Origin of the sequence: Tenacibaculum aiptasiae (assembly GCF_008806755.1) — a bacterium.
Classification (GTDB): Bacteria; Bacteroidota; Bacteroidia; order Flavobacteriales; family Flavobacteriaceae; genus Polaribacter; species Polaribacter aiptasiae.
Genome location: NZ_WAAU01000024.1, coordinates 218,953 through 234,949 on the forward strand (window position 1 = coordinate 218,953; position 15,997 = coordinate 234,949).

12 protein-coding genes are annotated in these 15,997 nt (G+C 30.5%); 2 read left to right on the forward strand and 10 right to left on the reverse strand.

Annotated features, from left to right (window positions below; all coding sequences use genetic code 11):
• Positions 1-33: 33 nt before the first annotated feature.
• From F7018_RS12710 to hutH, 5 genes are all read right to left on the reverse strand, one after another.
• Entirely contained in the window at positions 34-3,687 is a 3,654-nt protein-coding gene (locus F7018_RS12710) for an ABC transporter permease/M1 family aminopeptidase (RefSeq protein ID WP_150900439.1), read from the reverse strand.
• 22 nt (positions 3,688-3,709) lie between these two features.
• Entirely contained in the window at positions 3,710-4,597 is an 888-nt protein-coding gene (locus tag F7018_RS12715) for an ABC transporter ATP-binding protein (RefSeq protein ID WP_150900440.1), read from the reverse strand.
• A 139-nt stretch (positions 4,598-4,736) separates the two neighbouring features.
• Positions 4,737-5,285 (reverse strand): DUF4136 domain-containing protein, encoded by a 549-nt coding sequence (locus F7018_RS12720; RefSeq protein ID WP_150900441.1) that lies wholly within the window; start codon positions 5,283-5,285, stop codon positions 4,737-4,739.
• An 11-nt stretch (positions 5,286-5,296) separates the two neighbouring features.
• The gene (locus tag F7018_RS12725; protein WP_150900442.1) at positions 5,297-7,291 is read right to left on the reverse strand and encodes a urocanate hydratase; all 1,995 of its coding nucleotides are present in this window, start codon (positions 7,289-7,291) and stop codon (positions 5,297-5,299) included.
• A gap of 12 nt (positions 7,292-7,303) precedes the next feature.
• Complete coding sequence (gene hutH / locus F7018_RS12730; RefSeq protein WP_150900549.1) at positions 7,304-8,791, reverse strand: histidine ammonia-lyase; 1,488 nt, start codon at positions 8,789-8,791, stop codon at positions 7,304-7,306.
• A gap of 78 nt (positions 8,792-8,869) precedes the next feature.
• On the opposite strand from hutH, the gene F7018_RS12735 reads away from it, so the two are divergent.
• Together F7018_RS12735 and F7018_RS12740 are read left to right on the forward strand one after the other, a co-directional pair.
• Positions 8,870-9,754 carry a LysR family transcriptional regulator gene (locus tag F7018_RS12735; RefSeq protein WP_150900443.1) on the forward strand — a complete coding sequence of 295 codons (885 nt, stop codon included), beginning with the start codon at positions 8,870-8,872 and terminating at the stop codon, positions 9,752-9,754.
• Positions 9,755-9,882: 128 nt separating this feature from the next.
• A complete protein-coding gene (locus F7018_RS12740) occupies positions 9,883-10,137 on the forward strand; it encodes a hypothetical protein (RefSeq protein ID WP_317132389.1) in 255 nt (84 codons plus the stop codon).
• Here F7018_RS12740 and F7018_RS12745 read toward each other — a convergent pair.
• The 5 genes from F7018_RS12745 to F7018_RS12765 form a co-directional block, all read right to left on the reverse strand.
• Positions 10,132-10,749 carry a DUF6134 family protein gene (locus F7018_RS12745; protein ID WP_150900445.1) on the reverse strand — a complete coding sequence of 206 codons (618 nt, stop codon included), beginning with the start codon at positions 10,747-10,749 and terminating at the stop codon, positions 10,132-10,134. The two genes, F7018_RS12740 and F7018_RS12745, sit on opposite strands and share 6 nt — an antisense overlap.
• Before the next feature lie 3 nt (positions 10,750-10,752).
• On the reverse strand, positions 10,753-13,260 hold the full coding sequence (locus F7018_RS12750; protein WP_150900446.1) for a DUF5686 and carboxypeptidase-like regulatory domain-containing protein: 2,508 nt from the start codon (positions 13,258-13,260) through the stop codon (positions 10,753-10,755).
• A 7-nt stretch (positions 13,261-13,267) separates the two neighbouring features.
• Positions 13,268-14,116, reverse strand: a complete 849-nt coding sequence (locus F7018_RS12755; RefSeq protein ID WP_150900447.1) for a sterol desaturase family protein — start codon at positions 14,114-14,116, stop codon at positions 13,268-13,270.
• Between the two features lie 163 nt (positions 14,117-14,279).
• Positions 14,280-14,654, reverse strand: coding sequence for a hypothetical protein (locus tag F7018_RS12760; protein WP_150900448.1), 375 nt, complete (start codon positions 14,652-14,654; stop codon positions 14,280-14,282).
• 116 nt (positions 14,655-14,770) lie between these two features.
• On the reverse strand, positions 14,771-15,898 hold the full coding sequence (locus F7018_RS12765; protein ID WP_150900449.1) for a helix-turn-helix domain-containing protein: 1,128 nt from the start codon (positions 15,896-15,898) through the stop codon (positions 14,771-14,773).
• Positions 15,899-15,997: the final 99 nt, after the last annotated feature.

The window sequence follows — 15,997 nt, forward strand, 5'->3', positions numbered from 1 at the left end:
ACAAGGCGCTTTCTTTTTTACGTAAGTAGTATTTTAAAGTTTTCTTCTATTGTCATCAGACTTTGTATCTATTAACTTGTTATAAGGATCTACTCCTACTTCAACAGGCTTTTTATTTACAATTATCGAAACTTTATTATTTATCTGCGTTATTTTATGTTTTTTCAAATATAACTCAATCTCTTTTTTCTTTCCATCTACTTCTTCTTCACCAAAAATACCGATATCTACATAGTCAGCTAACTTAACAGATAATACTGGCTTTTTCATTTTTTCAGTTTTATATGTTAAAGTATCTCCTGCTTGCTCACCATAAAAACGTTTTCCTTTTTCGTCATTACGATATTTAGATACTTCAAACTCTATATCAACTTGGTATTTTCCGTTCTCTAACTCTTTAGATTCTACTTTAGTTACTCTATTTTTATACAAAGTAATCGTTTCAAACATATCTTTAATTACGTACTGTAAACTATCTGGTGTTGCTTTCTTTATATAATCAACCATTTCAATTGATGTAGTATATGGCGCATCTTGAAACTTAACCTTTTCTACATATTCTTTTAAAGCATTGTTCAACTTATCTTCTCCAATATAATCGCTTAAAGCATAAAATACTAAAGACCCTTTTTGATAACGGATATACCCTTGTCCGTCGTTATACATTAATGCTTTTTCTCGTTTACGCTCAAAAGTACGTTGCTGTAAATAATCGTCTAAGCTTTTCTTTAAGAACTTACGCATCTTCGTTTTCCCATATTCGTGTTCTAATACTTTTAACGACACGTATTCTGATAAACTTTCCGATAACATAGTTGCTCCTAAAACATCTGCTCCAATTACTTGGTGTGCCCACCATTGATGCGCTAATTCGTGAACCGTAATTGCAAATGGGTAATCAACTCCTCCTTCATCTGTATCATCTACATCAGCAATAAAACCAACTGCTTCTGAGAATGGAATCGTATTTGGGAATGATTGTGCAAAGCTTCCTTCTGTTCTTGGGAATTCAATAATTCTAACCTGTCTATGCTGATATGGACTGAAGTTTTTTGAATTATAATCTAACGATGCTTTTATTCCTTTAAACATTCTATCTAAGTTATATTCATGCCCTTTTTGATAATAGATTTCAAGATTTACATCATTCCACTTATCTTTTTTGACCTCGTATTTAGCTGAGTTAAACGCATAGAAATTTAGAATCTTACTATCCATTTTATAATGGAAATAACGACGTCCATCTTTTGTCCATTCCTTTTGTAAATATCCAGGTGCAATAGCTATTTGATCTTCTGATGTTGAAACAGTTGCTTCAAAATCAATCCAATCTGAATCTTTAGAAATATAAGTATCTCCTAAAGCTGTGCTATCTGTTGGATGTGGTCTTAATTCATTCTTTGGTAAACCAAACTTCTTTCTAGTCTCATCATCTCTTAATTCTCCTCCTGAAGCATAGCCTAATGATGGATAAATTCCACTATTTATAAATGTACCATTTTCTAATACTGGTGAATGGTTTCGTAAAAATGTATTTGGCTTATTATGAACTGTAAATTTTAATTCTAAACTATCTCCTGGTTGTATTGGTGTTTTGAATTTATAAATATCAAAATTCTGAACTGTATCTTCCAACACTAACGTATTTGGTTTATTAAACTCAAATGTACTTGGATAGTCATTATGATTTAAGAAAACACTATCAATAGCTTCGCTAGTTTTATTTATCATTTTATAAATTCCAGAAGATTTAAAATCTCTTATCTTCGGGAAAATATTCATATCTACATTTACAGCCACAATTCTAGGTTGGGCTTTTCCTTCATACTTTTTATAATTCTTCTCCCAATCAACTCTTAATTGTTCTCTTTCTTTCGATGATAAACGTGTATTCAACACATTGTTTTCGTAATAAATTCTTCCTCCTAAACCGAAAAACAAAAGAGTTAAAACAGATAAAACTGCAATTACTTTGTAATTTAGACGCTCTTTGGCGATTTTTAATCTTTCTGCAAAAGAGAATGTTATTCCTCTCATCCAAAATAACTTTGCTAAAATCAATAGAATCAAACCACCGATAAACCAATAAATCTTATAAGCAAAATATCTATTAAATGAAGCTCCATATTCATTCATATCAGAATACTGATAATTAGAACCTTGATTATACTTAAATACTGACTGTTCTATTCCCGCTAATGATAATAATGGTAACCCTATTAAAAAAACTAACAGTACAAATAATCCTAAATATTGGTTTTTAATTAACGTTTGAGTCAACATTGCTAAGAAGGCCCAAATAACAAAATGGATAAACATTAGTACATATACCTCATAAAAATAGTGTCCTAATTCAAAATTATAATACCCTTTATATATCTGAAATAACACTCCAGCCACAACAATTACTCCTAATAATACAATTTGCATTTTTATAATAGCAATAAATTTAGACACTAAAAGTGTCCAGTTTTTTACCGGAGTTACATCTATTAAATGGTTGGTTTTTGCTATTTCTCCTCTTCGTATTAACATTCCTGCATATAGAAAAGTTAATAAATTTATAAAGAAGGTAAATACAGTTCCTGGTAATAATAACATTTGCCAAGTAGTAGGATATGTTTTAGTTCCAAACAATTCTCCTGCTGTTTGAGCAAACACTAATAATGATATCAAACCAACTAATAAAATGGCTATAAATGGCCAACTCTTGAAGATATATTTAAAATCTACATTTGATAATTTCCAAGTAGTTTTTAAATCATTTATAAATGAATAATCATAAGTAACTTTAGGTAATTCTATACGAGTAATCCCTCCAAAGTTATGCTTTATAATACGTTCTCCTTTACTCTTTTTAAAACTAAATGTAAATGCACTCTGAGTAAATGAAAACAACTTATAAACTCCTGCTAGTATAACACTCGCTATCCCCAACCATAATAATCGGTTATAAATGATGACTCCTTTAAAAGGCAGCATTAATTCATTTTGTTCTGCAACAGTCCAATAACGTGTATAATAACTTGCCGCTTGTGATCCGAAAGGATCAAATAAAGCTGACCAAAAACGATTATCAGGATTTGACAAAAAGCTTTCCGCTACACCCTGAACAAACATTAATAAAACTACTGTTATAAAACCTGCAGCAATGTTTCTAGTGAATGTAACTACTCCAAATACAATAGCTCCAAATAATAATACATTTGGTATAATGTATATTAAATAAGAATGTGTATATGCTGAAAAATTAAAAGCTCCAACTATCTCTTGATTTGTTCCAGGTAATCTAAAACCTAAGAACAATCCTATACCTGCTACTAGAATAATTAAGAGCACAACTACAAAAGAACTTAAAAACTTAGCCGATAAATAATTCGCTTTACTAAATGGATAAGAATACAAAATTGAATGCATTTCACTTTTATAATCCCTATATACCGAAATTCCTATTATTGATGGAAATAAGAAGAATAAAAAAGTTGCCATTCCATTAAACAACCCATTAATTCCTGATGGTGAGTTTACAATGATTGAAGAACCAGTTGTTACTGTTAAAAAATCAAAAATACCAGCAGAACTAGATGATAAAAAAATAGCTATCAAGAATAAAATAGCCGTAAAAATATATGTTACTGGCTTCTTTAACCAGTAATTTAACTCGTGTTTAAATATTGTATAAAACATGTGTTTTTAGTTTAGAAATTGATTAAACTGCTACTGGTTGATCTCCTTTTAATGCTAAAAAGTACACATCATCTAACTGTGGTGTAGCCTCTTTAAAGTCTTCAGCTGGTTTTGTTTCTGAAAACACACGTACATTTAATGTATTGTCTTGATTGTAGTTTGAAGATAGCACATTGTAAGTAGCTTCCGTTTGCTCTAACGCTTCTCTATCAATAATTTTAGTCCAAATTTGTCCTTCAATTTCTTTTGTAGCCTCAGTTGGCGTTGTATGTTTTAAAATACGTCCTCCATTTAGAATCGCCATTTCTTTACATAACTCTTTAACATCTTCCACAATATGCGTTGAAAAAATAACTGTACAATTAGTTCCTACTTCTCTTAACACATTTAAAAATCGGTGACGCTCTGCTGGATCTAATCCTGCTGTTGGTTCATCTACTATAATTAGTTTTGGATTATTCAATAATAATTGCGCTATTCCAAAACGTTGTTTCATACCTCCTGAATATCCTGCTACATATTTTTTACGTACTTCATATAAATTGGTAATCTCTAATACTTCTCTCACCAATTTTTCACGATCTGATTTTGAAGCAATTCCTTTTAATGTTGCGAAATAATCTAATAAATCTTCTGCTGACATTTTTGGGTACACTCCAAATGATTGTGGTAAATACCCCAGTACTTTTCGCAATGCCATTTTATCTTCTAAAACATTAATATCTCCAAAAGTAATAGTTCCAGAATCTGGACTTTGTAATGTAGAAATAGTACGCATTAATGAAGACTTCCCTGCTCCATTTGGCCCTAATAATCCAAACATTCCTGTTCCGATTTCTAAATTTAAACCATCAATAGCTTTTACACCATTCTTATAGGTTTTTGTCAAATTCTCTATAACTAACTTCATACTTTTTGGTTTTGTAATTTTAATGATTTACATATCAGTAGACTTGATTAATAGTTTGTTACATTTTTTTTAACTTTTTTTAACAAAAAAAGCATCAAATATTCTATTTGATGCTTTTTGTTTTTTAATTTTTATTTAATTACTTCTTACTCCCAGGAGGATACTTAGCCATAATTTCTTTTACAAACTCTCTAATTCTGGCCTCTTTTTTCTCCATATTGGTAATTTTTAATGCTCCAGTTCCAATTCCCTGCCAAACTAACTCTTTATTTTTTGCATCAATAATATCCAAAAACAATGTTCCTTCAGTATACTGGTTTACATTTAAACGATTGGCACCTCCCCACATCCATGGATTCCAGCCCCAACCATAACCCCAGCCCCAGCCGTAGTTAACATCATTAATATTGATTCGTTCTCTAGATTTGGTAAATAAACTAACTAATACATCTGGATTAGATGACTTGGTCATACCTTTTGCTACTAATTCAGCTTCAACTGCACGCATAATTCTCTTCTTATCTAAGTCAGAGATAGGTGCTTTATCAATTCCTGTTTTATAAAACGCAAATGTTTTATAGTCATTAAAATTTACTTTAGTATCGTAATCTGTAGCTACTTTCACACTACTACATGAAACAATAAACAAAGTAATCATTGGTAAAAAAAGTAATTTCGATATCTTCATTTTCTTAGGGTTTATACATTTTCTAATAATGCATCATCCACTAAGTTTGGTAAAGTTACTTTTAAGTTAGGTTCAACGTTCATGGCACGTTTAATAGCAAAAACTGCTTCTTCATTTCTTGCCCAACTACGACGTGCTATTCCGTTATTTACATCCCAAAAAAGCATTGATTTTAAGCGTCTTGATGCATCTAAACTACCATCAAGAAGCATGCCAAATCCTCCGTTCATAACTTCTCCCCATCCTACTCCACCTCCGTTGTGAATTGAGACCCATGTAGCTCCTCTAAAACTATCTCCAATTACGTTGTGAATAGCCATATCTGCGGTATAACGAGAACCATCGTAAATATTTGAAGTTTCTCGGTATGGAGAATCTGTTCCTGATACATCATGATGATCACGACCTAAAACAACTGGATCTATTTCACCTCTTTCAATAGCTTCATTAAACGCTTGTGCTATTTTCATTCTTCCTTCTGCATCTGCATATAAAATTCGTGCCTGAGACCCTACTACTAATTTGTTTTCCTGAGCTCCTTTAATCCACTGAATATTGTCAGCCATTTGTTGCTGAATTTCTTCTGGCGAATTCTTTCTTATTTCTTCTAATACGCTACAAGCAATTTCATCTGTTTTTGCTAAATCTTCTGGTTTTCCTGAAGCACATACCCAACGGAATGGTCCAAAACCATAATCAAAACACATAGGCCCCATAATATCCTGTACATAACTTGGATATTTAAACTCTCTTCCTAATGTAGGATTTGGATTCATTACATCTGCTCCTGCTCTACTCGCTTCTAATAAAAATGCATTTCCATAATCAAAGAAATAGGTACCTTTAACTGTGTGCTTATTAATAGCTGCTGCATGACGACGTAGTGTTTCTTGTACTTTTTCCTTAAATAACTCTGGATTATTTGCCATCATATCATTTGATTCTTCAAATGACTGATCAACTGGATAATATCCTCCTGCCCATGGATTATGCAATGATGTTTGGTCAGATCCTAAATCAATATGCACATTCTCTTCTGCAAACTTCTCCCAAACCTCAACTATATTTCCTAAATAAGCTATTGAAACTACTTCTTCATTTGTTTTAGCTTCTTTAACTCTCTTAACTAATTCATCTAAATCGGTAATTTTTTCATCTATCCAACCTTGATCTAAACGTATTTGTGTAATCTTAGGGTTTACTTCTGCACAAACGGTAATACATCCTGCTATATTTCCAGCTTTTGGCTGTGCTCCACTCATTCCTCCTAAACCAGCAGTAACAAATAAACTTCCTTTTGGCGATTTTCCTATCTTTCTAAACCCATTCAATACTGTAATTGTTGTTCCATGTACAATTCCTTGTGGACCTATATACATGTAACTTCCTGCTGTCATTTGCCCATATTGGGTAACTCCTAAAGCATTGAATTTTTCCCAATCATCTGGTTTTGAATAATTAGGTATCATCATTCCATTTGTAACTACAACTCTTGGTGCATCTTTATGAGATGGAAATAATCCCATTGGATGTCCTGAGTACATTACTAAAGTTTGTTCATCTGTCATTTCAGATAAATACTTCATTGTTAGTAAATATTGAGCCCAGTTAGAAAATACTGCTCCATTTCCTCCATAAGTAATTAACTCATGTGGGTGTTGCGCTACCGCATAATCTAAATTATTCTGAATCATCAACATAATAGCTTTCGCTTGTAACGATTTCCCTGGGTATTCTTCAATATCACGTGCATGCATTTTGTAAGTAGGACGGAAACGGTACATATAAATACGTCCATACTTTTCTAACTCTTCAGCAAATTCTGGTAATAATACCTCATGATGTTCTTTATCAAAATAACGTAATGCGTTTCTTAGCGCTAATTTTTTCTCCTCTGTGGTTAAAATTTCTTTACGCTTAGGCGCTCTGTTTATTGATGAATCGTATACTGGAATTTCTGGTAATTCATTTGGAATTCCTTGTTGTATTTGTTCTTTAAATGTCATAATAATTTCTTTTTACGCTACTTTAAATTCTTGATTTTTAACCATTACTACCAAAGCATTAATATCATCTTTTAATACTCTATCCTCCTCTAATTTAGCCACTTTATTTCTAATTAGTTTAAAGTTTTCTTCTATGATTGATGAAAACTTATTTGGTCTTCTAAAGTCCATTGCCTGTGCAGCATACATAAACTCTATAGCTAATATTTTATCTAAATTCCCTAAAATTTGATTGAATTTTCTTCCTGAAATACTTCCCATAGAAACATGGTCTTCCTGACCTAATGAAGTAGGCACACTATCTGCCGACGGTGGAAAACACAATGATTTATTTTCTGTTACTAAAGCTGCTGTAGTATATTGAGGAATCATAAATCCTGAATTCAATCCGCCAGCTGTAGTTAATAATCTAGGTAAACCGTATTTTCCTTCTAATAACAAATATGAACGTCTATCTGAAATATTACCTAACTCAGCAACTGCAATTGATGCATAATCTAACACCATTGCTAAAGGTTGTCCATGGAAGTTCCCTCCTGATATTGCTTCTGTTTCACTTAATACAATTGGGTTATCTGTTACAGAATTCATTTCTATTTCAGCCATTTCATTTAAATGATTGTAAGCATTTCTTGATGCTCCATGCACTTGTGGCATACAACGAATAGAATATGGATCTTGTACTCTTGGGAAACTAGTATCTTCTACATTTTGAGAATCTTTTAAAAGCATTCTCATACGTTCCGCTACTTTTAAATTTCCTTCAAATGGACGTATTTTATGTAACTCTTCTTTAAATGGTGATACATTACCTGAATAGCCTTCTAAAGTCATAGCTCCAGCAACATCAGCCAAATCTAATAGGTACTCCATTTTTTTCAAACCAAGGATAGCATGTGCTAATATAAACTGTGTTCCGTTTATTAACCCCAAACCTTCTTTAGCTTGTAATATTAAAGGCTCTAAACCATTATCTTTTAATACTTTTTTTGCTGATTCTATACTATCTCCAACCCAAAATTCTCCTTCTCCTAACAATGGTAAAAATAGGTGAGATAGTGGTGCTAAATCTCCAGAAGCCCCTACTGAACCTTGCTCTGGAACTACTGGCAATAAATCATTTTCAATAAAATATACTATACGTTCTATCATTTCTAAACGTACTCCTGAAAATCCTTGACATAATGCATGTACTTTACATATCATCATGATTTTAGATAACTTTTTATTTATAGGATTCCCTACTCCAACCGCATGTGTGATTAATAAGTTTTCTTGTAACTTACTTGTCTCTTCTGGTGTAATTTGCACGTCACATAATGGACCAAAACCTGTATTTATACCATAAATAGCGGCATCAGAATTTGCCATTTTATCAACCTTCCCTCTACATACATTTACTTTATCTTTAGCTTCAGATGTTATTTCTGCTTTTAAAGTTCCTTCGGCAATTGCAATTACTTTGTCTACCGTTAAGTGATCTATTCCGTATTTAAACATGTCTATTATTTCATTTTTCACAAAGTTATTTTTAATTTTGATAACCAACAATATCAATTAAATCATCAATTAATAACTATGAGTTATCAAATAGAGTTAAGACACTTTAGATATTTTTTGGCTGTTGCTGAAGACTTACACTTTAGAAAAGCGGCTGAACGTCTTTTTATTTCACAGCCAGGTTTAAGTAGACAAATTAAACAAATGGAAGACGATTTAGGTGTCGAATTATTTGTGAGACATAACAGAAAAGTTGAGTTGACTTCTGCGGGTTTATATCTTAAAAATGAGCTTACAAGAAATCTGAAAAACTTAGATAACATTTTAGACTATGCGAAGCTTCTTCAAGATGGCAAACAAGGTAAGTTAGAATTTGGTTATGTTGGTTCTGCGATGCAAGATATTATCCCTAATTTATTAATTCAATTTAAAAAAGAGCATCCTAATGTACAATTTGGGTTAAAAGAAATGGACAATCAGAAGCAAATTGAAAGTTTACTTTCTCATGACATTGACGTTGGTTTTGTACGTTTAGATAGAGTTCCGAGAGGTTTAAATATTAAACCTATTTTAAAAGAATCTTTCTGCTTAGTATTACCCAAAAACCATCCAATAAATACTTCTAACTTTAAAGGTTTACAAGAATTAAAAGATGAATCTTTTATTTTATTTGACCCTTCTTATAGTCCGTCTTATTATGAAAAAATAATGCAAATATTTGATGAAAGTGGTTTTACTCCCATTGTTTCTCATAATACAATTCATGCTGCTTCTATTTATAAATTAGTTGAAAACAATTTTGGTTTATCTATTGTTCCTAAGTCACTTCAAAAAGGATACAACATGAACGTAAAGTTTATTGAGCTCCATAAAATACCTCAACGAACAACACTTTCGGTTGTATGGGATAAGAATAATAGAAACCCTATTGTGGCTTCTCTTATAGAAAAGATTACTACTTAAAAACACTCTTTTCATTCTTATAAAATATAAAATGGTTATTTTTACACCATAATCTTATCATGATTTTTATCTCTAAACATATCATCCCGAAAGGGTTCATTGGGCTAACCTTATATCCTTTTATTTTTTTGAAAAGAAAAGATTTAAGGTATAACTACGAGTTAATTAATCATGAAAAAATTCATTTAAGACAACAACAGGAATTACTTATTATTTTCTTTTTCTTGTTTTACATTATTGAATGGCTAGTTAAGTTGATTATTTATAAAAACCGTCATTTAGCTTATAAAAACTTAAGCTTTGAACGAGAAGCTTATTTAAACGAAACGAATCTATATTATTTAGAAAAAAGAAAATTTTGGAGCTTTATCCATTATTTATAATTTTCCTAATTGCTTTTTTTCCGTTTTTAAAATCATTTCAAAATTGAATAAGGTTTTTCGAACTATACACTTTTTCAAAACCCCTTCTTCATTATATATATAAGTATCTTTGTGCCTGCTATTTGGGTTAATTAAATCAAACTTATTTTCACTTATTTTCATCATGGTTTTATAAAAACCTCCTACCTCTTCAAAGACTCTTTCGTTATTTTCCGGTCTATGATAAGTTAACATTATAGTACTCATAAATATGGGTTTATCATGATATGTTTCTTTACCATCGGTTATAATAAAATATTTATCCTTCTTATATTCTAAAACTGCTTTTTCTCTAGTTTTCTTATTTTTTTTCACTTCATAAAAACTCCTTTGTAAAACATCGTTTTCATACACAGTTTCCATAAATGTTGAAATTTCTTTTTTTCCAAAAAAGCGAATTGATGAAAAGGAACTAGTTTTATAAACTGTTTTAGTTCCTTTTTGAATTCTATTTGCTGTAACTGTTCCTATTTTTTTTCCAAAAACCTTTACATCATAAATGTATTCTTGTCCGTACAATGTAGCGCTTGCTAAAAACAGTACTATAATTATTAGTTCAATTTTTGTCTTCATAAGTTAAAATGATGTTTTAAAACCAACTCGTATCCCAAAACCTGGGCTTACTGGTCCGTTTACATTTTTAAAATCTCCTCTCCAAATAAAATCAACACGTAAGGGTCTCAAATTCCCATAACCTATATTTTCTATTCCAAAACCATATTCGAAATATGGTTTCCTATTTGGTGCTGCATATTTTATCGTTGATCTATTTATCTTTTTATTTTTATCGGAAATACTTCCATAAACTGCTCTAAAAGTCAGTAAACTTCTCAACCCTAATTTTTTAATTAAAGGAATACGGTTAAATATCAAACCATTAAAATGCTGTTCAAAATGACCTTCAATTGAACTATCTGCTACAAAATCATAATAATCTAACAAGGCAAATGTATTAGGTGTTAAGAAATAAGTTTGATTTGAAGGTACAGCTGTTAACACCGATAAAGGTGTTTTCCCGAATGTTTTTGCAGCTATAATAGTTGGGTCGAATACTCCAAATTTCCCTACTGGTATTGGATGATTATATAGAATTGATAACTTTTCATAATCTACATTACCTCCAAAAATTCCTTTATATGCCTTTTTATAATTTACTAGCAATTTGGGGTGCAACTTTGTTCCTAACTGTCTATCAACCCCAAAACCTTCTGTAATTCTTCCTGGTTGATAACTTAAATAAAAATCAGAATACACATCTTTGGTTACGTTTATTGTTTTATTCTTTTTCTTATCAAAAAATGCCATAGAAAAACGTTTTGGATCTGCCGATGATATTTTTTCATGAGCCAACTTAATTCCCATGTTAAAGTTTTTAGCTATTTCTACATCAAATCGGAACATTTTCTTTTTCACTTTCGCTAAAAAATAATTATCTCCTCTTACAAAAACTGCTTTCGGACCTTTGTCTGGCTGTGGTATTAAATCTCTTTCATTAAATCTGGTAAACCCCATTTGTTCAACATCATCCATATAAGCTGCTCCAATAGTTATTCTTGGTTTTAATGAAACCAAATACCTACCCTCTAGACCATATTTAAACTTTTTATCTTTGAATCCATAAGCTCCATAACCTAATAACTTCATTCGGTCATTATTAGTCCTAAAGGTTCTAAAACCTAATCTTAACCTAATTCCCTCGACATCATTTCTTGCAGTTGTAGTAAATATATTTCCTAACTGAATTCCCGTAATAGGTGTAAAATAACCATCAGATAACGTATATATGGTACCCGTTATTTTTTTTACTTTACTACTAGATTTTACTTTATCTACAAGTTTAAATGTATTCTTTGCTGTTTCATCTTGCTTTATGTTCCAGTAAGTATCAGACTTTTTAAATTGATTAGCTGAATTTTGAACTATTTTCACATCATAAAAAGCTGCCGATTTTTCTCTATCAAAAACATATTTTGAGAACTTTTCTTTTTTTACTAGATAAATACCTTTTTCCTTATTATTCTTTGTCAAAAAAGTGAATTCTCCCTTATATTTATTTGTTTTCGGCAAATAAATACTATCGTTTTTTAATAAAAATGTTTTTTCTATTGATAAGTCTCTAACAAAATTCAGATTTACATCTTTTAAAATTTCCATATCAATAGAAGTTAAAGCAAAGCTTTTATCGGCAACTTTCATGTGACCTTTGAATACCAAATCTCCTTTTTGTCGAGGAAAAAAATGAATGGTATATTCTTTTCTATTATTTACAATTGAACTATCTGATAATACATAATCATAACTTCCAAACCCTGTTGTAGAAATTGGACTAATAAAGGTTTTATCTAAAATAAATACATTATCATTATACACATCTATCTCTTGAAAAATAGTAGCAGCTCTATCTACATATTTCCCTAGTTGATGTATTCCTATTTTTCGTTCTCCTTCAACATCTCTTCTTTCTTTGTGCAATAAATTATTTCCATAAACTTTTTCACTTTTTTCTATAAACTCTACTGGCAAATAGTAGGTATCATTGTCATAGTTTTTTTGCACATTATCTTTTAAGTCCTGAAACTTTTTACGTAAAACTTTACGAACAAAAGCACTATCCATGTTTCCAAAACCTAGCTCTCTTGAATTGTACTGATCATATTGATACGATCTAACCAAGGAAAGTCCATTTTTTTTCTTCTTTTTCCAGATTTCTTTTAATATTCGATACGCTGGGTTTTCTTCTTTCTTAACTCTCTTTTTTGGTCGCTTAACGATTACAACTTCTTCTAAAGTAGTATTATCTTCTTTTAATGTTACCTTCAACCCATTCATTATCCTATCTTTCAATTCAATTTCTTGAGTTTGAAAACCTAGAAAAACAATTGATATTACTGATTGCTTTTTAGCACTTTGTATATAAAACTCTCCTTTTTCATCACTTACTGTACCTATGGTAGTTCCTTTAAAAAAAACATTTACATATGGTAAAGGTTCATTATTCTCATCTAAAATTTTACCACTAACTTTTGTCTGTGCACTCAATGTAGTGTATATGAAAATAAACACTACTACTAACCTCATCTTCATCCTAAAACTACTTTACCGTTTTTAACTTTACCTTTTTATAAATAGGATTAGTTGAATGCTCTCTATTTTCATCAAAAGGACGAGTAATTAAATTTTTAAAATCTTTATTTTCATCTACATCCATATTGGTATCTATTCCATGTACAATGTCTGATTGTTTCATTTTACTGAATGTTGAAAACAATCGATCCCAAATAGAAAATATATCTCCATAATTACTATCAGTTTGCGGTAATACATAATGATGGTGTATGTGATGTGTATTTGGTGTTACAAATAAAAGCGATACAATATTGTTTACCTTTTCTGGCAATTTTGCCTTTGAATGCGAAGTTAAATTGATAAAACTTTGAATAAATTGTTTGATTAATAAGAACTCTACTGGAACTCCTAAAACGAAAACTATAGCTATTAAAAAACTTACTCTTACAGTAGTTTCTCCAGGATGCTCTCTAACTGTTGTTGAAATATCTACATCCATATCGCTATGATGTATTTGATGAAACCTCCAAAAAAGTGGAACTCTATGCATCATTACATGGTACCAATAATCAAAAAAATCAATACATATAAAAGCTACAATAAAGTGTAATATTGAAAACTCTTCTAAAGGTAATTGGTATAGTAAACCCCATTTTTCTTTAACTGTCCAATTTGCTACCATAAATACTATGGTAGAAAGCCCAATTTGAACCGGCAACACAAATATTATAAACTTTGCATTTAATAATGAATGAAGTGCTTTTTGTTTTATCTGCTGAGAGAATAGTACTAATTCTAATCCCCAAAAGAAAAAAATGATAAAAGCATAAACAATTAATTGTAAAACCAATGGGTTTTCATAAAATAGAGACATAGTGGATTTTTTTTAAGTGACTATAACGTTAATTTGGTTGGTTGATGGCTATAGTTATCCTATCCTACATCATACTTAAAACATAAACATGACGTAAGACTAATGATAATTTTACTCTAATTAATAGAGTTAAATATTAGATTTATTAAACTTTAAACAATAGTTATTTCTTCTGATAATGTAGGGTCAGAATTCCCTCTTCGGTGGCTATATCTAGCACCATTTTATTAGCGGTAAAGCCTTTTACTTTAAAAACAGCGTCATCTTCTCCTGCTTTTACAGTAATTGTTTTGGATTTATCATCAATAATAAAACTTCCGCTTACTTTTTCTCCTAAAAAACCTGTAAACTTATTAGGTTTTTGGTACTCTTGATAGGCTTCGGCAACTCCAAAAACTTCCATAGGACTTCCTTTTTGTCCCATTGCTTCTACCTGCTTTAATTCCCATTTCCCAAAAATTTGTTTAGAAATCTCTTGACATTGTGCTGGAACGTGTCCCAACCAAAGTATAATTATGGTTACTATTATTTTCTTCATCGTGATTTGTTTTTAAAATTAGACATGTACTTCTAAAAAGTAACTTTATCCCTTCAATAAATAACGTTACAATTACCTGTCAGCAAAGAAACGTTACACGATTAAAAAAATTCTTTTTAACAAGTCCTAGAACACGTATTCGGACTTCTTAACCTGTTTTTATACTCACTTGGAGTAACTCCCTCAACCTCTTTAAACACCTTGTAAAACGTTGATTTTGAAGAAAAACCAGCATCTTTCGCTAGTCCTAATATTGAATAATGCACAACTTTATCCGAGCTTATTAGTTTCTTGAATTCTTCTACTCTAAACTTATTAATAAAGCCATGAAAATTACTTTTTGCACATGAATTTATAAGTTCAGACAACTCTCTTTCCTTTATGAATAAAAAACCTGAAAGTAGTTTTAAAGTTAAATCTGGATTAGTAAAATATTTCTCCTTTAGAATTTGTTCACAGCAGCGTTTAAACTTCTCTAAATTTACATCGTCTACACTTTTGAGTTGTGAATTATTATTGTCTTGATTATCTGTCTCAGGAATTTCTACTAAGGCAACCGCTTCCGAAACATCATTAATGTAACCTATTTGTTGAAATCCATTATATCCAACCCAATACACCGCAAAGAATGTGAGCATGCTTAAAATTAATTCTAAGAATACCTCTAAATAACGGTTATCAAATACCATTATTAAAACACCTTCAAAAAGAATATAAAAATGTATTATTAAAGTAGTTATTACTATTGTTTTGACCCATGAAATACTTTTATCTTCTATATAAGAATAATAACTTTTCAGTTTCTTTTTAAATCTGTTTAATACTCTAAAAGAAAAAAACAATAATGAAAAGTTTAACAACACAAATGCTAAGCCCTGAATAATTTCCTCTCCTTCAGAATCTGAAAAACCAATAATATTCATTAAAACTCCAGGTAAATAGAGTAGTAACCAAACATATGATATATTTTTCCTTGCCACAGTTAAAGCATAAAGAAATATAGAAGGCATGATAAAAAAATCGGTTTCTATCACTATTCTTATATTATCCGATAGTATTCCTAAATTCTCATCTTCAAAAAGATCTTCTATAAAACCCAATGATAAACTCAATACAAAAAGCGCTAAGTAAATATTTCCTTTTTGGTTTTTTATTTTTAGTGTAATAAAAAGAATTCCAATAGTTATACCCGAAAAGGCTGTTAACAAATCAAATAACAGTGATATAAGTTCAAAGTTCTTCAATGAAATTGATATTTTAAGTTATAAATCAGTCTACCCAACACTGATTCTTTGGTTACAAAAACGAGCTTTATCTAGTTTTTATTACTTCCAAGCTCTAAA